This window comes from Bacillus kalamii, from assembly GCF_047238185.1.
In the GTDB taxonomy this organism is placed as follows: domain Bacteria; phylum Bacillota; class Bacilli; order Bacillales; family DSM-1321; genus Bacillus_AD.
Genome location: NZ_JBDFMI010000001.1, coordinates 2,868,864 through 2,890,784 on the forward strand (window position 1 = coordinate 2,868,864; position 21,921 = coordinate 2,890,784).

Sequence of the window (21,921 nt, forward strand, 5' to 3'; positions counted from 1 at the left end):
CTACAACCCCTTTACCGGCAAAACACCGGTTTTCTTATATATTTCCACTTGTTTTAATAGCTGCTGGCGGAAAGATAGAGGAACCGAAGGACTGAATTGGCCCATTGAGGTAATCCCCTCCTCAAAATCATAAGAGATATTACCTGAAGGGAGTTTTCCACGATAGAATTGATCAGCAGCTAACACGTATAATTGATCAATATGCTGCTCGGTGCTGGTTAAGACCGTATTTCTCCCTAAATAAGACTGATCGGTAATATAACCGATTGCAAATAAACCCTTTTCTTTCATTTTGTTTATCGCTTCTACATTGTATCCATCCCCGGCAGGATATAGTACATCCAGGTCATCAGCAATCATTTTATCCATTTCTTTAAGCGCTTTTTCGACATTATCCCAGCTATGTGTATAAACAATTGTGACCTTTGTTTCCGGGTTTTGTATAAATGCCCCATCGAAGAACCCTTTTAATTCAGGTTGCCACTCATAGGCCCCTATCGCTCCAATTCGGTGAGTGCTGCTCATTTTGGCGGCTGTCATTCCGCCAAAATATCCCATGGCGTATCCTTCGATGTCCATATTTGTCTCATTTCCCATGATGGCATTGCCATTCACGGTCACAAAATGTACGGAAGAATAGCGATTTGCAATTGTATTGAAAACCTGGCTGTACAATTGGCCATTACCAATGACCAGGTTCAAGCCCATTTTCTCGAATTGGTCAACGGCATTATTGATTTTTTCGGCAGTATCCATTTTTTCTTTCACAAAAATATTGGCTTTATATGTTGAGCCTATCTAAAATAAAGCCTTATATGCCTTCGTTCCCCATCCTTGGTCTTGAATCGTATCTGTTACAAGAAGCCCGACATTCATTTCCCTTTTGCCATCGCCCTTATATGCATCTGTGCCTGATAAGGAAAGAATCAACAGTAAAAGCCCAAAACTAATGAGTGTTTGGCGAATGGCTGTATCCATATAGCATTCCTTTCTCGACTAAAACAAATAGAAATAGATAGGTCTGCAAGACCCTCCGGTTATTTTTCGTTTTTAGGAAAAACCGTTTCGCTATTCTTCTTCACTTGCTGAATGTCCGCCAACGCTTCTTCCATTGTTGTTCTTCTCGGGACCGGGAATGGAGTTATATCCTTCGCTGGCATTTCTTTGATGATTTCCGATAAGCTCCCTGAATGTCCATAAATATAGATATTTCCTTTTATTTTCAGTAGTTCTTCCATACATGGAAATAAATCTCCTATATATATACCTTCCTTTTGTACATCTGTTTCCATTTCCAATCTAGAATACAAAGAGGAATCTGGCATCCAAGGCCCAAAAAGGTTTTCGACGTAAACACATTGGGATGCAGGGACTTTCTTTACAAATGCATCCGCTTCTTCAGAGTCCGGAGGAAGAAAAAAAGTTTTTCTAATATGTTCAGCCCCTTTGAAGTTTAGCATGATCTCCAACGGATTTTGCCACTGTTCGTTTATATCCATAAAATCATAAATGGAAATAAAAAGGTGCGCATCTTCCGGGATGAAAGCGTCCTTCAACGCTTTATATTGAAAGTTGGCATTTCTTCCGATATACATTTCCTTTTCATCCGCGTATTCAATTGCCTCATCATTTATATCAAAGCCAATGACCGTTTGCCCCTGATCTAAGAGGTATCTGGTTAAGTGAAAACCCAAAAATCGAAGCGAACCGATGACAATAGAGGTACTCATATCGTTTTGCACCCTCTCTGCTACATTGATTTCTTATATATTAGTGTATGCAGAGGATTTCCTTACAGGACATTTTCATATGCTTTATAAAACCGAAGTGCTTCATTACCTATTTTATAGCGTTTTTCCGGCAGGAGGTATGAGATCTCCGTCTTTTGTTTATTATGCTTTTGCACTTTTTTATAGGAATCCATTTTTCCGCTCTGCTCATGTTCCAGTACGTGGATAATTTTAAGCGGAACGTCCATGTCGGCATCATCCCCTAGGTCGGCATCCATTGTGGCCTGAAGGGATGATTCCTCTGTCCCGAATGCTTTCGTCATTGATTTTACAAACGGTTGGAAATACACCTTTTTATGTTTTTCTTCATCAAAGCATTGCTTCACTGATAAGCAAGGATTTAAAAAAACAGCCGCTCGGATATGCTCCGGCATAATACTCATCAGTTTTAAGGCGACAAGAGCTCCTTTCCCTTCTGCGAAAAGGTGGATTTCTGTATTTAAAATCTCCGTTTTCATAATCAAATGGTATATTGCTTTGGCCAATTGGACCGCATCATCATTACCCCAATGCTCCCCGTATAGATTGGATGAAAAACAAGTATATCCGCTATCCAGGAATTGATCTAGGATCTGTGTTCGGCCAGGATGTTGGAGCCAAAAGCTATCTTGATTGTCAACGTACTGGTGATGGTCACCGATAATAAAAATGGAAAAGCCGCTTGGTTTCTTCGGATAGTAGATGATATTCCACTGATCGTCATATTCAAAGCTACGCAGCATCTTTAGCCCAGTCCTTTCTTTAAAATATATATCAAGGAAAGCCGGTTTATTGAATATGTTTCCTGATGTCCCGAGGCATGTCCAACAAATAGGCCAGCTCAAGTAGTCCCATCCGGCTTCCCGACCGTTTATTCTATACTCTTCTTTTTTCCTTGTTGCTATTTATCAAACCACTTCTTTTGTAAAAAGCGAATAAAAGATACTTTTACATTTCAAATAATAGAGGAACCAGCTCCTGTTGCCGTGCTTGAATATGCAATATACATAATATACCATATCTCCAAGGCCGGCACCTATCATTTTTCTTAAGTTCCCTTTAACGTATATGTTATTCACATTCTCCTAAAATGTTACAACATAAGCCTGTCCGAATAGACAATTTTCTTTAACATATACTAATGTATCATATTATCGCCCTGGAATTTGTCAGAAAAATGAATACTAAACAATATCCCTTCCTTAAAAGGGGTATTAGGAGTAAAAAGACATATCTTACATGCGAAAAATATGGTAATATATAAAAGATTGACGAACATAAGAGGTGATAAAAATGCGTTATATTGCAACCTTCTTTTGGGTGGTACTATTATTACAGATGATAACTTATGTAGTAAGCTCTATGATTGGTGCTAGCTATGATTACATGATCGGATTATATCTTTCCGTACCTGTAACCATAATTGTCAGCATCTTACCGCTTGTTATCGGCGATGAACCTGCTGAAAGTGTCCAGCATTGATTCTGGGTTCCACGATGCAAGATGTTTTAAGCACAAACTGATAAGGAAAGAGCCGCTCTCTTTTCTTGTTAGCTAAAGTAGAAAAGAGGCAGCTTATAGCTAGCCTCTTTTTTCTATCAGGATACCTCAATTTTAAGATTTCCATCTTGGACCTCTACTGTTGCTTTTTTGTTCTCTGTCACTCCGCCTGCTATCAGTTGGCGAGCCAGTGCTGTTTCAACATGTTTTTGAATATATCTCTTCAATGGACGCGCCCCGAAAACAGGATCATAAGCGGCATTCGCGATAAACTCTTTTGCCTCGTCGGTTATGCCGATTGTAATAGAACGCTGTGATAATCTCCGTTGAAGATCTTGTATCAGAATCTCAACAATTTTCGTCACTTGTGATAAGCCTAATGGCTTGAACATGATAATGTCATCAACGCGATTCAAAAACTCAGGACGGAAGTGCATCTTAAGGTCATTCATAACTTTTCCCCTTGCTTCGTCCGTTATTTCATCGTTGACTGTGCCTTCGATTAAATAAGTGGATCCAATATTGGATGTCATAATAATGACTGTATTCTTGAAGTCCACCATCCGCCCATGGGAATCGGTAATGCGGCCGTCATCCAGAATTTGCAGCAAAAGATTGAATACATCTCTATGCGCCTTTTCCACTTCATCCAATAGAATAACGGAATATGGTTGTCTTCTGACTGCTTCAGTCAGTTGTCCGCCTTCCTCAAAACCTACATATCCTGGAGGCGCTCCTATAAGCCTTGATGTGGAGTGCTTTTCCATATATTCCGACATATCAATCCGGATCATGTGGTCTTCGCTATCAAATAATGCTTCTGCCAGCGCTTTGACTAATTCTGTTTTACCGACGCCAGTGGGTCCCATAAAAATAAACGATCCGATTGGTTTGTTTGGATCCTTAATACCTGCTCGCGCTCTAATGACTGCATCGGCTACCAGTTGGACAGCTTCATCCTGTCCGACGACACGCTCGTGAAGAACGTCCTCTAAACGCAAAAGCTTTTCACGCTCTCCTTCAACCAACCGTGAAACAGGCACTCCCGTCCAACGGGAAACGATCGAGGAAATTTCTTCTTCGGTTACTTCCTCACGCAGAAGCTTCGTATCGCCTTCCTTATTGTTCACCTGCTCTTCCAGCACTTTCAATTCCTTTTCTAGCTGTGGAATTTTACCGTGGCGCAATTCGGCGGCTTTATTCAGATCATATTCGTTTTCCGCTTCTTCCAGTTCACGCTTCATCTTTTCCAAAGCCTCGCGCTTTTCCTGGATGTGCTGCAATCCTGATTTTTCCAATTGCCATTGGGAACGCATTTTATTTGTTTCTTCTTTCAAGTTGGCCAGCTCTTCTTGTAGATCTTCCAACCGTTTGCGGCTTTGCTCATCCTGTTCTTTTTTCAGTGCAGCTTCTTCAATTTCCAATTGCATCACTTTACGCGTCAATTCGTCCAACTCGGAAGGCATCGAATCAATTTCTGTTCGAATCATGGCACATGCCTCATCCATTAAATCAATCGCTTTATCGGGCAAAAAACGGTCGGTGATATAACGATTGGAAAGAGTCGCTGCAGCCACCAACGCCCGGTCATGTATACGGACCCCGTGATGGACCTCAAACCGTTCCTTTAATCCCCGGAGAATCGAAATGGTATCTTCCACGTCGGGTTCTTTGACAAGCACTTGCTGGAACCGGCGCTCGAGTGCAGGATCTTTCTCAATGTATTGCCGGTATTCATCCAATGTGGTCGCTCCGATACAATGCAGCTCTCCACGGGCAAGCATCGGTTTGAGCATATTTCCTGCGTCCAAGGCTCCATCCGTTCGCCCAGCGCCCACTATCGTATGCAATTCATCGATAAACAATAGAATTTTACCGTCGCTTTTCTTAATTTCATTGAGGACAGCTTTCAGCCGTTCTTCGAATTCGCCACGAAATTTGGCTCCTGCTACTAGTGAACTCATATCTAACGCGAACACAGTTTTATCTTTTAGCCCTTCCGGTACGTCTTTTCTGACAATCCGCTGAGCCAGCCCTTCCACGATCGCTGTTTTTCCGACACCCGGTTCACCGATTAACACTGGGTTATTTTTTGTTTTTCGGGAAAGGATACGGATGACGTTCCTGATTTCCGAATCTCTTCCGATTACCGGATCCACTTTGCCGCTCCGTACTTCTTCAACCAAATCGCGGCCATATTTCTTCAACGCTTCATATGTGCTTTCAGGGTTAGAACTTGTCACTTTTTGATTCCCCCTTATATTTTGAATGGTTGATTTCATTTCTTTTATCGAAATCGGAAATTGTTTTTTTAGCAGTTTCATTTCTTCAGCCGTACTAGAGAAGAAAGCTAGCAGTAAATGCTCTATCGATAAATACTCGTCCTCAAACCGGCCCACTTCATCCCAGGCTTCATTGATTGCATTCTGCAGCCCTTGGGACATATATAACTGTATATTGCCTGATGAAGCAGAGACTTTTGGTTGTCTGGCGATGTGGTCATCCACTGCTTTTGTAAAAGCGGCTACATCAATTTTTTGGTCTTCCAATATGCGCAAAAGCATATAGTCTTCCTGTGCCAGCATCACAGACAAGAAATGGACGATTTTCAATTCTTGCTGCTGTTGCTGCTGCGCTTCTGTTTGCGCACCAATAAACACTTCCTGTACACGATCGGTCATTTTATTTAAATCCAATTCAATCTCCTCCTACCATTCCTTACAGGCATGATCGCAATAAAGATAGTTTGACCTTTCTTGACCTTTAAATCTATTATACAACTATTTGCTAATATGTAAAGTAATTGACGAACAATAGCCGCACCCGCACACCGCAACACTTAAGCCCGCCATTGCCGCTTATAATAGCGGCAATAATGGGCTTATAGCTTCAAGGTTACGGCTTTCTCTGATATGTCCAATTACGATTTTCATTCGTATTTTCCGGAAAACGATCTCCAGCATGCAGATGGATTTTCTTAGGATTATTCACCATACTGCCAGTCTCTCCTACCTCTACATAATAGCCATTATTCGGAGCTTTTTGGCCATGCTTGAAGTGCCGGGTTTGTCCCATTATGCAATTTCCTCCCTTCCAACATGATCAATATGTATTGTTCCCCAAACACAAAAAAACATGGCGGTTTTCTCTTTTATGTACATTTACCTCTTTGTTTTTTTTATAAACCATCTTTACTTTATATATTAGAATAGTGTTAAATGAGAAGATACGAATGAAGATTCAACAGGAGGAACCATCTTGGAACACTTAATTGAAATGTTAAAATATCTTTTCCTAGGAATTGTTCAAGGTTTTACAGAGCCTATTCCCGTATCATCAAGCGGCCATCTTGTCTTAATTCAACACTTCTTTGGCCTTGAAATTAAAGGAATGAGCTTTGAACTTTTAGTAAATACCGCATCCCTATTTGCAGTATTGCTTATTTACCGCCAGGATATCATCCGTTTAATCAAAAACGGCTTATTATATATAACAAAAAAAGAGGAAAGCGCCAAATCCGATTTCCGCTTTATCCTTTATCTCATTGTCGCAACTATTCCGGCAGGTGTAGTCGGAGTATTATTCGATGATTACATCGCTGCCTACTTTAAAGGGATACGGACTTTAGCAATTGCATTATTAGTGACCGGCCTTGCCCTTTGGTTGATCAGGAACCTCCGCGGCCGCAAAAATGATGGTGATCTCACTTTGAAAGACGCCATAATTATCGGTTTGTCACAAGTAGTTGCCTTGATTCCTGGCATTTCCCGGTCCGGGGCAACGATTGTAGCTGCCATGGCATTAGGGATGAAACAAGAAACCGCTCTGCGTTTTTCTTTTCTATTGTTTATTCCTGTAAGTCTGGGAGGGATGGTTTTAAGCTTGACAGATCTAATAGCCGACCCTCAAATCAGTTCACTGGCAGTACCATACACGCTTGCTTTCTTCGGTTCCTTGGTCGCATCTTATTTCTCTTTGAAATGGTTTATGAATATAATGGCAAAAGGAAATTTAATTTATTTCTCCATTTATTGCTTCATTGTCGGCGCTGCTGTATTGATCTTTGCCTGACAATGACAAAAACAGGCCTCCTATATGGAAGGCCTGTTTTTATATTTATTTCATTAAGTCCACCAATAGAGCTTTTTGGGCATGAAGGCGGTTCCCTGCTTGGCGGAACACAACCGAATGGCTGCCATCAATCACTTCTGCGCTGACTTCTTCCTCTCGATGGGCAGGCAGGCAATGCATGAAAATATAATCATCTTTCGCATGGGCCGCCAATGTAGCATTCACTTGAAAACCTTGAAAATCATGCAGCCGCTTTTGATTTTCATTCTCCTGTCCCATACTGGTCCATACATCGCTGTATATGATATCTGCGTCCATCACAGCTTGCATCGGATCATTGACTATTTCCAATGTTGTACCATTTTGATCTGCCATACGCTTCACATCTGTTGCAACCCCACTATTAGGCTCATATCCTTGAGGAGTCGCCACCGATACATCGATTCCTACTTTTACACAGGCTTCCATTAAGGAATGGGCTACGTTATTCCCATCCCCGATATAAGCAAGCTTCAACCCTGACAATGTCCCTTTTACTTCTTTAATCGTCAATAAATCCGCAAGTGCCTGACAAGGATGGTACAGGTCAGTAAGCCCATTAATAACTGGTACCGAAGCATTTTTTGCCAATTCCTCGATTTTGTCATGACCGAATGTGCGGATCATGATGCCATCGACATATTCCGATAGAACGTGGGCACTATCCGAAATCGTTTCGCCTCTACCTAATTGAAGGTCCTGGCTGCTCAGAAATAGAGCATGGCCACCGAGCTGGATCATTCCGATCTCAAACGATACTCTAGTCCGTGTAGAGGATTTTTCAAAGATCATAGCAAGGTTTTTTCCTTTTAAAGGAGTGTACTCCTCACCTATGGCATGCTTTTCTTTTATGTCCTCCGCTATTTGCAAAAGAGCATGGATCTGTTCCCTGCTTACGTCAGTCAGTGTCAAGAAATCTTTTCCGGTTAAGATTTTAACATACGGTTGCGATGATATGATTGTCATTAGTCCACTACACCCTTCTTCATTTTTTCGTGCCATTCCTCCAATGAAACGACTGGTGCATCATTGTGAGTAAATCCATCCACGTAAGCTGCAAATGTTTCCAGGCTAGTGAAGGATAACAAACGGTATTTGGCCGCTTTTAAACGATCTTCTTTTTCATTTTCAGTCAGAGAAATAATGACTTTCCCCTTCTTCTCTTTCAGCCAAGCTTCAAGGTCGGACTCGGCTGCCAAGGACAGCCCTGCATCTTTCATCTTTGTAAGCACTGATTCCTCTAATTGGGCATGTCCCGAAAGGAATATTTCATTCCCGCGGTCGGATATGCTCTTTTCCAAAAATTCAAAAGCTTTTGCGAGCGCCTCTTCTTTTGAATTGCCAATAGCAATGCCTTCACCGGTCGATTTCATTTCAGGCCCAAGCTTGCTGTCCAGCCCGCTAAGCGCAAATGTTGAAAACACTGGATATTTCACCACATGATAAGGCAACTTAACTGTATCTGCCTTTACATCAAGCAAATCCTGCAATCCATATTTCCCGAGCAATATTTTTGTCGCAATTTGTACCATAGGGACATCTGTCACCTTTGAAATAATGGGGATGGTCCGGCTTGCTCTTGGGTTGACTTCAAGAATATACACGTCTTCATTTTGAATGACATATTGAATATTCATTAGACCTTTATAATCCAGTGCTTGCACAAGCTTCTTCGCATAATGGGCCATTTTTTCCTGAACATTTTTTGAAAGTGTCTGGGCAGGAAGATAGGCCATACTGTCACCTGAATGAATTCCTGCTTTTTCGATATGCTCTGCGATAACCGGGATAAATAATTGATGTCCGTCACCGATTAAATCTACTTCTGCCTCTTTTCCAGGCAAGTAAGAATCGATCAGAATTGGGTATTGGCTTTCTATAATACCAGCCTTCAAAGTCTCCATATTGCTATAAACCTTCATGCCGCTTCCTCCAATGACATAGGAAGGACGGACAAGCACTGGGAACTGCAGCTCCTCGGCATAACGGAAAAGTTCTTCTTCATTATTGGCTACATGGCCGGCCACGTGCGGGATATCAAGATTTTCAAGCAGTTCATAAAAACGGTGGCGGTCTTCTAGTTGATCTACCACGTCAAAAGAGGTACCAAGTAAATTAATTCCGCTTTTCTCTAAAGCTTCCGCTAAATTGATGGCTGTTTGGCCGCCGAACTGGACGATCACATCCGTAATGAGTTCAGCCTCAATTACATTCAATACGTATTCCAATGTCAACGGTTCAAAGTACAACTTATCAGCAGTCGCAAAGTCTGTGCTTACGGTCTCTGGGTTATTGTTGATCATAATGCTCTCTACGCCCTCTCCCTGTAAAGCAAGGACGCTGTGTACAGAGCAATAATCAAATTCAATCCCCTGCCCAATCCGGATGGGCCCGCTGCCAAGAATCAGCACCTTTTTCTTATCGCTTGGCAATTGCTCGTTTTCACCATTGTATGAACTATAAAAATAGCTTGTTTTCGATTCGAATTCAGCACCGCACGTATCTACCATTTTATAGGACGCAACAATGCCCATTTGTTTTCTCTTTTCTCTTACTTCCGCTTCTTTTACACTCCACGCTTGTGCCAAGTATGCATCCGCAAATCCTAATTCTTTATAAAGAGAAAGTTCATCATATTGAACAGATTCGAACACTTGTGTTTCAATTTGTTTCTCTGCAGATACCAACTGTTCAAATAAGCGAAGATAGAAATAATCTATTTTAGTCTCTTGATGTATGGTTATAATCGATTCACCTCTGCGCAACAATTCAAGGATGACGAAAAACCGTTCATCGTTCATCGCCCGCATCTCTTCATATAATCCGTCTACAGGGACATTTTTTAACTTTGTCAGCTTTAATCCGATGACTTTCTTCTCTAAAGAAGCCACCGCTTTTTGAATTGCGCTTTCAAGGCTTCTGTCTATCGCCATCACTTCTCCGGTCGCTTTCATTTGTGTTCCCAATTTCCGGTTTGCACCCGTAAATTTATCAAAAGGCCAGCGCGGGAATTTAACCACAACATAATCCAATGCAGGCTCAAAACTGCAATAGGTGCTTTTCGTAACAGGATTTACAAGCTCTGAAAGAAGATAACCTACTGCCAATTTGGCTGCGATTCGCGCTATCGGATAACCGGTCGCTTTGGAAGCAAGGGCAGAAGAACGGCTAACCCGAGGGTTCACTTCAATCAAATAATATTGTTTACTGGCTGGATCAAGCGCAAATTGAATATTGCACCCACCTATGATTCCCAAGGATGAAATGATCTTAATGCTCGCCCCCCTCAACATCTGATACTCCTCATCTGTCAATGTTTGGGAAGGGGCGACCACTATGGAGTCACCTGTATGGATGCCGACCGGGTCGATATTTTCCATATTACATACAGTGATGCACGTACCTGACGCGTCACGCATCACTTCATATTCGATTTCTTTAAAGCCTGCAATACTCTTTTCCACCAAACATTGTGTAATCGGGCTTTCCTGCAAGCCCCCGCGTACAAGCTCCTTATATTGATCTTCATCAGCAGCTATTCCGCCGCCTGTCCCTCCAAGTGTATAAGCAGGGCGAATGATAATCGGGAACCCTATCTCTTCGGCGAATCCCATTGCCTCATCCAAAGTATGGATGATTTTACTGTCAGGGACTGGTTCATTGATCTCATACATCAATGCTCTGAACAGTTCGCGGTCTTCTCCCTTTTTAATAGAATCTATTGGAGTTCCCAACAACTTCACTTGATATTTATCAAGAACGCCCATTTCATCAAGCTCATAAGCCAGATTAAGGCCTGTCTGCCCGCCCAATGTAGCCAATAAGCCATCAGGGCGTTCCTTTTCAATGATTTTAGTAATTGACTCCTTCGTCAAAGGCTCAAAATAAACTATGTCGGCATTCGTTTCATCTGTCATAATAGTCGCTGGATTATTATTGATCAAAATGACTTTATAGCCTTCCTCTTTCAGGGCGAGGCACGCTTGGGTGCCGCCGTAATCAAACTCCGCCGCTTGGCCGATAACAATCGGGCCTGAACCGATGACAAGGATGGATTGGATGGATGTATCTTTAGGCATATGCTTTCTCTCTCCCGCTGTTTCTTTTTACTGTAACTAAAAATTCGTTGAATATTGACGCACTTTCCGCTGGTCCTGGGTTGGCTTCCGGATGGAATTGCACAGAAAGGATCGGCCATTGTTTATGCTGCATCCCTTCCACTGATCCATCATTGACCTGAACAAATCGGACTTCCAGATTTGTCTTCAGCAGGCTTTGTTCATCCACCACATAGCTATGATTCTGGGATGTCATAAAAACAGTATGATTTTCCTTATCCAATACAGGCTGATTGGCACCTCGATGTCCAAACAACAATTTTTTTGTTTTTCCTCCAAATGCCAAAGCGATTAATTGATGCCCTAGACAAATGCCCAACGTCGGATAAGCAGAAATGATGGATTGAATCTCTTTGATATAAGGAAGCATTTCCATCGGGTCCCCCGGCCCATTTGATAATAATATTCCATCAGGCTGAAGTGCCTGCACCTCTTCATAACTTGTGTTGTACGGAACGACTGTTACTTTACACTGGCGGTCAAGCAAAGATTGAAGGATCGACTTTTTATAACCGAAATCCATTAACACAATATGGCGGTCGCCTTCTCCATAACTTTTCACTTCTTTTTGTGAAACTAGTGGAACAGGCGGCTCTGACTCCAGCTTCAACGAAGGAAATTCGGCACCAGATTGAATGCAGGCAGGCATCGAACCATGCTCTCTTATCCGTTTCACGATAGCCCGTGTATCAGCATGCCCGATCATGGGAATATCCCATTTATTTAAATACTGCACCAATGATTTTTTTGCATCATAGTGGGAATGGGCCATATCCCCCCGATGGACCACCACAGCCTTAACATGCGGCTTCGCACTTTCAAAATCATGTTCATTAATTCCATAGTTCCCTATTAACGGATACGTAAATACAACAATCTGGTCTTTATAGGAAGGATCGCTTAATACCTCTTGGTATCCTGTCATTCCTGTGTAAAAAACAATTTCTCCACTAACCGGTTTATCCGGTGCTTGTGTGAGCCATTTACCACTAAAGGACTCACCATTCTGCAAATGTATATAACTGTCCATATAGTCCACCCCATCATTACGTATATAAATCTAATTAATTGTATAAAAATACAATTAAACACAAAAATATCTATTTTTTCACTAATCGTTGCGCCAATTTCTCTACTGCCAAATGTATCTCTTCAAAAGTCGCGTTAAGCGGCGGAAGAAGCCTCAATGTATTCGGGCCAGCGGTAAGGATTAACAAACCATCTTCCTGAAGCTTTATGAGCAATTCGTTTACCCCGTAATCCATTTCAATGCCCGCCATGAGGCCGAGGCCTCTTATCTCCCTTACAGATGGAACGCCTTCAAGTTTCTCTCTCAATAGGGAAAATAGATACTCGCCCTTCTCCCGGACCTTTAACAACATATCTTCCTTAAAAATTTGATCAGTGACAGCACAGGCAGCAGCAGCGCTGAGCGGATTCCCGCCAAAGGTTGAACCATGGCTCCCTGCATTGAAATAGATGCTTAATTCGGCTTTTCCAAGCATCGCCCCTATAGGGAGTCCATTTCCCAATCCCTTTGCCATCGTCACGATATCCGGTTTAAAATCAAAATGCTGATAAGCAAATGGTTTCCCTGTTCTTCCGATGCCCGTTTGGACTTCATCTACAATAATGAGTGCCCCATTTTCTTTGGCAATTTCCTGAACAGCTTTCAAAAATGACTTTTCCGCACAATGGATCCCACCTTCACCCTGCACGATCTCGATCATAATGGCTGCTGTATCCTGATCAATATGTTTCTGCAGATCATCGACGTCATTAAAGAGAAAGTAATCAAATTGCTCAAGCATCGGACCATAACCGACTCTTACTTTTTCCTGCCCGGTCGCCCCCATTGTCGCGTATGTTCGGCCATGGAAGGATTGCAGGCAGCTTATGATTTTTTTTCGTCCAGTCGCTTTTTTAGCCAATTTAATGGCTGCCTCATTCGCCTCGGCTCCACTATTGCAGAAAAAGGTATACTCAAGCCCCGATTGTTCGGTTAATATATCCGCCAACTTCTCCTGCAAGGGCTGTTGAAACAAGTTAGATGTATGCCAATACCGATCAATCTGGCGATTCAAAGCCTCCTTCACCTGTTCTGGCCGATGGCCTAAATTCAAAACGCCGATTCCCGATGTAAAATCGAGATATTTCTTTCCATCGCTATCACTCAGCCAGCTTCCTTCAGCATATTCAGGTGTAATGTTCCATCTTCCATAGGTTTGAAATAAATGGCTCATGATTGCATCCCTGCCTTTTCAGAAAATGTCGTCCCTATCCAATTCCCTTTTGAAAAGAAAGCATCTTTCCCATTCACAATCCTCACTTGCCTTATGCCGGTCTCCAATGCTTTCAATGCAGTTTGCACCTTTGGAATCATTCCTCCAAGGATGACTTTTTCCCGGATCAATCTTTCGACCTCTTCTGCCGTTAATGATTCAATTAATTTCCCCTCATGCAATACACCCTTCACATCTGTCACAAACACACAGCTATCTGCATCCAATGCCCTTGCTACAGCTCCAGCCGCCATATCGGCATTAACATTCAATGTTGTCCCCCATTCGGAAACAGCCAAGGGAGTCAGCACCGGCACAAGACCCATATCCAGTACGTTTTTGATCAATTCGCTGTTTACAGACGTAATTTCACCGACTTCTCCTAATGATTCCTTATCTATATGCCTTCCTTTCAGAAGGCCGGCATCACTGCCATGCAAACCGATTGCATTGAAACCGTGCTGATTGAGCAGCCCTACAAGGCTCCTGTTCGTCTTTCCGGATAGGACAAGCTCAACCACATCAAGGACATCACTTGTTGTTTTTCGTAGACCGTCATGAAATTCAGGAATGATGTGTAGGGTTTCTAGCATTTGGTTGATATCAGGCCCTCCTCCATGGACAAAAATCAGGCGATAGCCTTCTCGCTGTAAATCTTGCAAACTGGCAAAAAACGAATCGTCCAATTCATCCAAAATACTGCCGCCCAATTTTAGGAGCAGAATTTTCATGCATACCCCTCCTTTATCACGTACGATAGCTTCCGTTTATTCTCACATAGTCATAGGATAAGTCGCAGCCCCAGGCAGTGCCTGTTTCATTGCCTTCCTGTAAAGCCACTTCAATTACAATATGATCATTTTTCAATTTATTTGAAGCATCTTCTTCAGAAAATGGAACAGGTATCCCCTTACGAAGCATAGTAATTCCTTCAATTGAAATATCAACTTGCTGCGGGTTGAACCCTACGCCGCTTCTTCCCATGGCTGCTATTATGCGGCCCCAGTTCGCATCACAGCCAAAGACAGCTGTTTTGACCAAAGAAGAACCAACGATTGTTTTCGCGATCATCCTAGCATCGTTTTTTGTTTTACTTCCCTTAACCGAAACCTCGATCAATTTAGTTGCCCCTTCGCCGTCTCTCGCGATTTTTTTCGCTAGGTCTTCACAAACGGCCGTTATTAATTTGATGAATACCGGCCAATCTGCATGGGAAGGAACCAGTTCCTCATTTCCGCTTAAACCGTTTGCCATGATAAGCACCATATCATTCGTTGATGTGTCCCCATCCACCGTAATCTGATTGAAGGTTTGATCAACAGCCTGCCGCAGTGCAAGCTGCAGGTTATTTGGCCCTATAGCAGCATCGGTAGTCAAAAAGCCAAGCATGGTGGCCATATTAGGATGGATCATTCCCGACCCTTTAGCCGCTCCGCCTATTGTCACTGTACTTCCTGCAATTTCTGCACGATAGGCGCATTGTTTGGTTACTGTATCTGTCGTTAAAATCGCTGTTTCAAAATCAGATGCCCCATGAGCTTCATTAGTCGCTTCCAAACTGTTTATGCCATTCTCGATTTTCTTCATATCGAGATATTCTCCAATAACACCGGTTGAAGCAACTGCAACTTGCCCTGGAAGCAATCCAAATTTATCCGCGGCCAATTGCCGCATAGTCAAGGCATCCTGCAATCCGCGCTCCCCTGTACACGCATTTGCACATGCACTATTGACAATGACTGCCTGCAATAAACCGCCATTAGACAAGCTTTCCCTAGTGGCGAGGATGGGAGCAGCCTGGACAACATTTTGTGTATAGACCGCCGCTGCGCTGGCAGGTTTTTCCGATAAAATCAACCCTATATCTTTTTTGGAATAGCGCAATCCCGCATGCAGCCCCCCAGCCAAAAAACCTTTGCAACTGACTATATTCCCTTCCTCAACTTGCTGGATTTCCGTTTGCGTTTGCATACTGTTCATCCTTTTCACATGCAGGCCTATGGAAATAGCGGCAATTGCATTAATCCATCAGTTTCCCCGAAACCACATAGAATATTTGCATTTTGTACAGCCTGGCCTGCTGCCCCTTTCATTAAATTATCGATTACTGAAACAATCGTTATTCTTCCTGTTCTTTCATTAATAGAGAGTGAGATATCGCAAAAATTCGACCCCATCACCTGTTTGGTGCATGGATACACACCCTGCTCCTGGATTCGGATGAACGGATGGTTCATATACGTTTCCCTATACAAACCATGTAGCTTGTCATTGCTCCATTCCCCTTTCAATTCTGCATAGATGGTGGCCATGATCCCTCTCGTCATAGGCACTAAATGGGTGCTGAATTCAATTGTCGTACGATCCCCTTGCCAGATGTCCAACTGTTGTTCGATTTCAGGAATATGCTGATGCTCATGCACTTTATATATCTTAAAATTTTCATTCACTTCACTATATAAAGAACCGACGCTTGCAGACCTTCCGGCACCGGAGACACCCGATTTTGCATCAATAATCACGGAATCCGGCCTGATTAATCGCTCAACCATCAATGGTGCCAAACCCAATAATGAGGCTGTTGGAAAACAACCTGGATTAGCAACGAGATCCGCTTCTTTGATCTGTTCTTTATTCCATTCACTGAGCCCATAAACCGCTTTTCCCAAGATTGCTTCTTCTGCAGGCTCTTTTTTATACCATTTCCTGTATGACTCTTGAGATTGCAAACGATGGTCACCGGATAAATCAATGACCTTCACCCCAGCAGACAATAGTTTCGAAGCAAGGTCTTTTGCGACGCCTGACGGTGTTGCCAGAAAAACAAGCTGGCTATTCCCAGCTATTTCATCAATATCTATATCACGAAGCCTATAGGGACTATGAGATAAATGCGGATTTTCCTGATGAAGGAATTGTCCGGGCTTAGACGATGAGTGGAGAGAGGAAATAGTGAAAAAGGGATGTTGCTGCAGCAATCTGACTAACTCTACGCCGCTGTATCCCGACGCTCCGATAACTGATACATCCATTCTTTCGTACACCACCTTTTCATTAATCTGAAGGAATTTCCATTTCTTTCTGCTTTTATTTACATTATTATAATCATGAATAAAAATAAAATCAAATGAATTTTTATAAATAATTTATTTTTCTAAAATTTAATATCACCCCTTCCCAAAACCCTTGTATTTTAAAGAGTTTTTCCACTTTTCATTAACCAACACAAATCCACCTAATTAAACTTGTCCAATATAATATGCAACTGATATTAATTTTGCTGTAGTATTTTCCCCCGCATCCAGCATGTTTTTACACAAAATAGGCGTTATCGTCTCCCTTCAAAAAAAAACTGCACCCCGGCAAGGGTGCAGTTTTTCCACTCAATTAATAGTTAAAATTTCATATTGGCTCGCCAATTCAATGAAGTGATCCATTCCACTTATTTTACCGGCAGTCAATTTATCTTCGACACCGTAATAATCTACACATGTCTTACAGGCATAAACCCCTACCCCTTTTGCTTCCATTTCTTTCAGATGGACCGAAGCGAGGGATTCTTCCGTTAAGGCCAAAACACCTGAATTCATGCAGAAAACGGCTACCGGAAGGTCCTCCCGTTGCTTCAAAAGAGTAAAAAAGGTTTCCAGGACCGTTTCTCCCAGTTCCCCGTTACCTGAACCAAACTTATTGGAGCTTAACAAAACGACTTTATTTTTCATGTTACCAACTCTCCTCTAAAAAGCAGTTGTTTTTATGAAATACCTAAAGCAATTTTAGCATATCGGGAAAGGCGGTCTTTTGTCCAAGGCGGATTCCAGACAATATTCACTTCTGTTTCCTTAACTTCAGGAATATCCATTAGGGCTACCTTCACTTGGTCTACAATTGTCCCTGCAAGCGGGCAGCCCATTGCAGTCAGCGTCATCGTAACAGTTGTATTGCCTTCCTCATCCATATCTATGTCATAAACTAATCCAAGATTGACAATATCAATGCCTAATTCCGGGTCGATTACTTGCTCCAATGCCCCCATCAGGTTATCTTTTAAATCTTGATCCATTGCATTCAACTCCTTTTTTTCTATTCTAACAAATAAGGGATTGCTTTGCCCATATCTTAGCGTCAAGCAATCTTTTTCTGAAAGTTATAAGTATTCCACAAACCAATTCACCGCTTCAACCACGCCTGCATTCGGAACTGCATGCCCTGCCTTTTCATCCAAAATATAAGAAATTGGGATGTTTTTTTGATCATATGATGGCTTAATTTTTTCATAAAATGCATATTCCGCTTGATAAGGCACTACTTTGTCATTGCCTCCGTGCCAGAACATAAGAGGTCTTTCCTTCCATTCAGCAAGCCGTTTTGTCACATCGTACGGCTCTAAGATAGCCAATTGTTGTTCAATTTGCTCTTCGGTCAACAAATCAGCTTTCATATTCTTCATCGCTTCGACCTGTTGGTTCGCAAATTCAATATACGCCGGATTCCCCATCAAGGACACACCTGCATGGATCCATTCGTATTTTCCCATGGCTCCTAGAGTAGTTATGGCACCCATCGAAGTGCCTATGAGCCCTATCCGTCCATCTAAGACTAAACCATCTGATACCAGACTGTCTTTAATGAAAACCAATTCTTCGATACTATTCAAAACAATTTTCCAAAAAGAGGCGTATATATTTTTTTCTTCTGCCCGCTCTCCATGATATAAAGCATCAGGCAATATGATTCTGTATCCTTTCTCTGCCAGCATATAGGCAAATTGAAGGTTTCTCTCCTTTATGCTATTCACTCCGTGCAGGAATATAACAAGAGGTGCCGGCTGATCCGCTAATTGCTGCTTCACTACATGCAACACAGGGATATTATGTATGCTGTCTTTTTTTATGATAACCAAAACGAAGCCCCCTACATACCATTTTCTTTAGTTTTCTTACTAATGTATACTATACCTTATAAGTTCAGGGATGGAAAAAAGATACGTCTTCCTGTACATTCAGAAGAAAAGCTTTTTCCAAAAGGAGATACATTATGACAGAAAAACATTTAATTGCTCTAGATTTAGACGGAACACTGTTAAAGAACGATAAAACCATATCCTCCAAAACAAAAGCTGTACTCCATGCTTTAAAAGAACAAGGACACCAGATCATGATAGCCACCGGCCGCCCCTACCGATCCAGCGCTTCCTATTATCAGGAACTCGGCCTGCAGACACCGATCGTCAACTTCAATGGAGCTTTTGTCCATCATCCCCTTTCCACTAGCTGGGGAACGTACCACAGCCCATTGGATTTATCAGTGGCGAAAGATATCGTGGAAGCTTGCGAAGACTTTCCTCTCCACAATATTATTGCGGAAGTGAGAGATGATGTTTTTTTTCATTACCATGATGAGAAAATGATCGATCTTTTCCAATTTGGAAACCCGAACATCACTTATGGCGATCTTCGCAGCTTTCTCCAGGCCTCACCGACAAGCATGCTCATCCATACAGAAGAACATGATGTACATAGCATCCGTAAACATCTGTCCGATGTTCATGCTGAAGTAATTGACCACCGCCGCTGGGCAGATCCTTTCCATGTGATCGAAATTGTCAAATCTGGTCTCAACAAGGCAGTCGGCATCCAAAAAGTAGCAGATTTTCTGGCTATTCCAAAAGATCGGATTGTTGCATTCGGTGACGAAGACAATGACCTGGAAATGCTGGAATATGCAGGGACAGGTGTAGCGATGGGAAATGGGATCGATGCAGTGAAGAATATTGCCGATACCATAACTCTGAGCAACGAAGAAGACGGAATCGGCCTGTTTCTACAGGAAAAATTCAATATCCCCGACCGTAAACTATCCTAATGCCCTTGAGGAAAGTTCAGCAATCATTGCCAGTATCCTATGAGGTGTATCGGCTTATACTAAAAGTGCATCCATATGCGATGCCAATAGCTTAGATAGCGAGGGGTTTACTAATGGGCAAAAGCACAAAATCAAAACGTTTTTTCCAGCAAAGTAAAGACGCTGTTTCCAAGCATGATGAAAAATTCCCGTACCGCATGACCTTAGCGGAAGCAGAAGAAAGAAAATCATGCAGCTGCCATTCAGGTACGGATTGCTGCAATTAATGCAGAGCAAATTGTAACTAGTCCGTACTTCAGAAAGCCAAGAAAATGCTTCCCCTTCACAAGAGTTCATGGCTTCCGTTATTCAGGATGGTCTGGAGCGTGGAACATCAGGCTAAAAGAGGCACATCAAAGCTAACAGCTTTCCCCGCAATAGAACAGCCTACCTAATGGATAGGCTGTTCTTTTTTTACCATTTAGTTGACATCAGCCGTACTGCACTATATAATTCAAAAAAATCAATTATTCAGGAAACGTCGACGAGGATCAGTACAATGTATAAAGCCATTTCCAGAGAGAAAGCAAATCGCTGAAAGCTTTCAGTGGCCCGCATCGGAACCTGCCTCTGAGTTCTGTCCGCAAAATCGGGCAGCGGTTAATCGCCGTTAATAGATAAGAGTGTGAAGCTTGGCTTCGAAATAGGGTGGTACCGCCGATATATCGGTCCCTATTCGATTGCCGGTTTTTTTTTTTACCCTATATGGATGAGGTGCAATTATGGCAAAACAATTTGTGAAAGAAATTACTGCTATGGAAGACAACTTTGCCCAGTGGTATACAGATGTGGTCAAAAAAGCAGACTTAGTTGATTATTCAAGCGTCCGCGGAAGTATGATCATTCGGCCATATGGCTATGCGATTTGGGAAAACATTAAGGATGCCCTTGATAAAAAAATCAAGGATACTGGCCATGAAAATGTGTATATGCCACTGTTCATACCTGAGAGCCTTCTGCAGAAGGAGAAAGACCATATCGAAGGTTTCGCTCCGGAAGTTGCCTGGGTGACTCATGGGGGAGAAGAAAAATTAGCAGAGCGGCTTTGTGTACGCCCTACTTCAGAAGTTCTTTTCGGTGAACACTATAAAAACATCATCCATTCCTATCGCGACCTCCCAAAATTGTACAATCAATGGGCAAACGTAGTCCGCTGGGAAAAGACAACACGCCCTTTCTTACGAACATTGGAGTTTCTTTGGCAGGAAGGGCATACATGCCACGAAACCGATGAAGATGCACAAGAAGAAACGGTCAAAATGCTCGAAGTCTATGCATCCATGTGTGAAGATGTCCTCGCAATTCCTGTAATCAAAGGAAAAAAAACGGACAAAGAAAAATTTGCGGGCGCCAAATATACGTATACGATTGAGAGTCTTATGCATGACGGAAAAGCCCTGCAATCAGCTACTTCACACCATCTCGGGAACGGATTTGCCAAAGCGTTCGGCATCCAATTTACAGACCGGGACGGACAATTGCAATATGTCCAGCAAACTTCCTGGGGATTCACTACCCGTATCATCGGAGCTATGATCATGGTGCATGGAGATGATAGAGGCTTGGTTGTACCGCCACGCATTGCCCCTACACAGCTCATGATCATCCCGATTGCCCAGCATAAAGAAGGCGTTCTGGATTTTGCCTATGACCTCCATGAAAGATTGAAAAAATCGTACCGTACAGGCATTGATGCCAGTGACAAGAAACCAGGATGGAAATTCAACGAATATGAAATGAAGGGAATTCCATTGCGCCTGGAAATCGGGCCGCGGGACATAGAATCCAATCAGGCTGTGCTGGTTAGAAGGGATACAGGCGAAAAACAAACAATTAATTTATCCGATATGGAATCAACCATCGAAAAAACACTGGAAGATATCCAAAAAAACCTTTATCAGAAAGCAAAAAAACATCGCGACAATAAAACAAATGCCGCAGAAAATATAGAGGGCATGAAACAAATCCTTGATGAGAAAACCGGCTTCATCAAAGCTCTATGGTGCGGCAGCAAAGAATGTGAAGAAGAGATAAAAGAAAAAACAGGTGCAACTTCCCGCTGCATTCCTTTCGACGAACAAGCGAAGCCAGGAAAATGCGTATGCTGCCAAAAAACCGCCGAAATCCTAGTATACTGGGCAAAAGCTTATTAATACAAAAGCGGACGGGACCGTTTATCCCCGACCAGCTTAAGGCGGGACTCTCTTAAAAAGGCAAAAAAAATAGGCCGGAGGGATC

21 protein-coding genes and 1 other annotated feature are annotated in these 21,921 nt (G+C 42.4%); of the genes, 5 read left to right on the forward strand and 16 right to left on the reverse strand.

The window, feature by feature from the left end; all coding sequences use genetic code 11:
- The 4 genes from ABC357_RS14260 to ABC357_RS14275 form a co-directional block, all read right to left on the reverse strand.
- A complete protein-coding gene (locus ABC357_RS14260) occupies positions 1-798 on the reverse strand; it encodes a BMP family ABC transporter substrate-binding protein (RefSeq protein ID WP_412888665.1) in 798 nt (265 codons plus the stop codon).
- Positions 799-978: a hypothetical protein gene (locus ABC357_RS14265; protein WP_412888157.1), complete on the reverse strand. Its 180-nt coding sequence runs from the start codon at positions 976-978 to the stop codon at positions 799-801. It abuts the gene before it with no gap.
- 59 nt (positions 979-1,037) lie between these two features.
- On the reverse strand, positions 1,038-1,730 hold the full coding sequence (locus tag ABC357_RS14270; RefSeq protein WP_412888158.1) for a hypothetical protein: 693 nt from the start codon (positions 1,728-1,730) through the stop codon (positions 1,038-1,040).
- 62 nt (positions 1,731-1,792) lie between these two features.
- On the reverse strand, positions 1,793-2,512 hold the full coding sequence (locus tag ABC357_RS14275; protein WP_412888159.1) for a hydrolase: 720 nt from the start codon (positions 2,510-2,512) through the stop codon (positions 1,793-1,795).
- Positions 2,513-3,062: 550 nt separating this feature from the next.
- On the opposite strand from ABC357_RS14275, the gene ABC357_RS14280 reads away from it, so the two are divergent.
- Positions 3,063-3,251, forward strand: a complete 189-nt coding sequence (locus tag ABC357_RS14280; RefSeq protein ID WP_412888160.1) for a YjzD family protein — start codon at positions 3,063-3,065, stop codon at positions 3,249-3,251.
- A 116-nt stretch (positions 3,252-3,367) separates the two neighbouring features.
- On the opposite strand, the gene clpB is transcribed toward ABC357_RS14280, so the two are convergent.
- Positions 3,368-5,965 (reverse strand): ATP-dependent chaperone ClpB, encoded by a 2,598-nt coding sequence (gene clpB / locus ABC357_RS14285; RefSeq protein WP_412888161.1) that lies wholly within the window; start codon positions 5,963-5,965, stop codon positions 3,368-3,370.
- A gap of 199 nt (positions 5,966-6,164) precedes the next feature.
- Complete coding sequence (locus ABC357_RS14290; RefSeq protein ID WP_412888162.1) at positions 6,165-6,344, reverse strand: YjzC family protein; 180 nt, start codon at positions 6,342-6,344, stop codon at positions 6,165-6,167.
- Between the two features lie 183 nt (positions 6,345-6,527).
- Between ABC357_RS14290 and ABC357_RS14295 the strand changes: the two genes are divergently transcribed.
- Positions 6,528-7,340 (forward strand): undecaprenyl-diphosphate phosphatase, encoded by an 813-nt coding sequence (locus tag ABC357_RS14295; protein WP_412888163.1) that lies wholly within the window; start codon positions 6,528-6,530, stop codon positions 7,338-7,340.
- A gap of 45 nt (positions 7,341-7,385) precedes the next feature.
- Here the strand turns inward: ABC357_RS14295 and argF are convergent, their stop codons facing one another.
- The 10 genes from argF to ABC357_RS14345 all read right to left on the reverse strand — a co-directional run bounded on the left by argF (position 7,386) and on the right by ABC357_RS14345 (position 18,682).
- Positions 7,386-8,345 (reverse strand): ornithine carbamoyltransferase, encoded by a 960-nt coding sequence (gene argF, locus ABC357_RS14300; RefSeq protein ID WP_412888164.1) that lies wholly within the window; start codon positions 8,343-8,345, stop codon positions 7,386-7,388.
- Complete coding sequence (gene carB / locus ABC357_RS14305; protein WP_412888165.1) at positions 8,345-11,458, reverse strand: carbamoyl-phosphate synthase (glutamine-hydrolyzing) large subunit; 3,114 nt, start codon at positions 11,456-11,458, stop codon at positions 8,345-8,347. Before carB ends, argF begins: the two co-directional genes overlap by 1 nt.
- On the reverse strand, positions 11,451-12,527 hold the full coding sequence (locus ABC357_RS14310; protein WP_412888166.1) for a carbamoyl phosphate synthase small subunit: 1,077 nt from the start codon (positions 12,525-12,527) through the stop codon (positions 11,451-11,453). Before ABC357_RS14310 ends, carB begins: the two co-directional genes overlap by 8 nt.
- A 70-nt stretch (positions 12,528-12,597) precedes the next feature.
- Positions 12,598-13,740, reverse strand: coding sequence for an acetylornithine transaminase (gene argD / locus ABC357_RS14315; RefSeq protein ID WP_412888167.1), 1,143 nt, complete (start codon positions 13,738-13,740; stop codon positions 12,598-12,600).
- Positions 13,737-14,510, reverse strand: coding sequence for an acetylglutamate kinase (gene argB / locus ABC357_RS14320; protein WP_412888168.1), 774 nt, complete (start codon positions 14,508-14,510; stop codon positions 13,737-13,739). Before argB ends, argD begins: the two co-directional genes overlap by 4 nt.
- A gap of 16 nt (positions 14,511-14,526) precedes the next feature.
- Positions 14,527-15,759: a bifunctional ornithine acetyltransferase/N-acetylglutamate synthase gene (gene argJ, locus ABC357_RS14325; RefSeq protein ID WP_412888169.1), complete on the reverse strand. Its 1,233-nt coding sequence runs from the start codon at positions 15,757-15,759 to the stop codon at positions 14,527-14,529.
- A gap of 17 nt (positions 15,760-15,776) precedes the next feature.
- The gene (gene argC, locus ABC357_RS14330) at positions 15,777-16,811 is read right to left on the reverse strand and encodes an N-acetyl-gamma-glutamyl-phosphate reductase (protein ID WP_412888170.1); all 1,035 of its coding nucleotides are present in this window, start codon (positions 16,809-16,811) and stop codon (positions 15,777-15,779) included.
- 351 nt (positions 16,812-17,162) lie between these two features.
- Positions 17,163-17,501 (reverse strand): DsrE family protein, encoded by a 339-nt coding sequence (locus tag ABC357_RS14335; RefSeq protein WP_412888171.1) that lies wholly within the window; start codon positions 17,499-17,501, stop codon positions 17,163-17,165.
- Between the two features lie 32 nt (positions 17,502-17,533).
- Positions 17,534-17,842 carry a metal-sulfur cluster assembly factor gene (locus tag ABC357_RS14340; protein ID WP_412888172.1) on the reverse strand — a complete coding sequence of 103 codons (309 nt, stop codon included), beginning with the start codon at positions 17,840-17,842 and terminating at the stop codon, positions 17,534-17,536.
- A gap of 84 nt (positions 17,843-17,926) precedes the next feature.
- Positions 17,927-18,682 carry a prolyl oligopeptidase family serine peptidase gene (locus tag ABC357_RS14345; RefSeq protein ID WP_412888173.1) on the reverse strand — a complete coding sequence of 252 codons (756 nt, stop codon included), beginning with the start codon at positions 18,680-18,682 and terminating at the stop codon, positions 17,927-17,929.
- A 134-nt stretch (positions 18,683-18,816) separates the two neighbouring features.
- On the opposite strand from ABC357_RS14345, the gene ABC357_RS14350 reads away from it, so the two are divergent.
- From ABC357_RS14350 to proS, 3 genes are all read left to right on the forward strand, one after another.
- The gene (locus tag ABC357_RS14350; RefSeq protein WP_412888174.1) at positions 18,817-19,644 is read left to right on the forward strand and encodes a Cof-type HAD-IIB family hydrolase; all 828 of its coding nucleotides are present in this window, start codon (positions 18,817-18,819) and stop codon (positions 19,642-19,644) included.
- A gap of 113 nt (positions 19,645-19,757) precedes the next feature.
- On the forward strand, positions 19,758-19,910 hold the full coding sequence (locus ABC357_RS14355; protein ID WP_412888175.1) for a hypothetical protein: 153 nt from the start codon (positions 19,758-19,760) through the stop codon (positions 19,908-19,910).
- Positions 19,911-20,155: 245 nt separating this feature from the next.
- Positions 20,156-20,360: a binding site (T-box leader), on the forward strand.
- Positions 20,361-20,405: 45 nt separating this feature from the next.
- Positions 20,406-21,836 (forward strand): proline--tRNA ligase, encoded by a 1,431-nt coding sequence (gene proS / locus ABC357_RS14360; RefSeq protein ID WP_412888176.1) that lies wholly within the window; start codon positions 20,406-20,408, stop codon positions 21,834-21,836.
- Positions 21,837-21,921 lie beyond the last annotated feature (85 nt).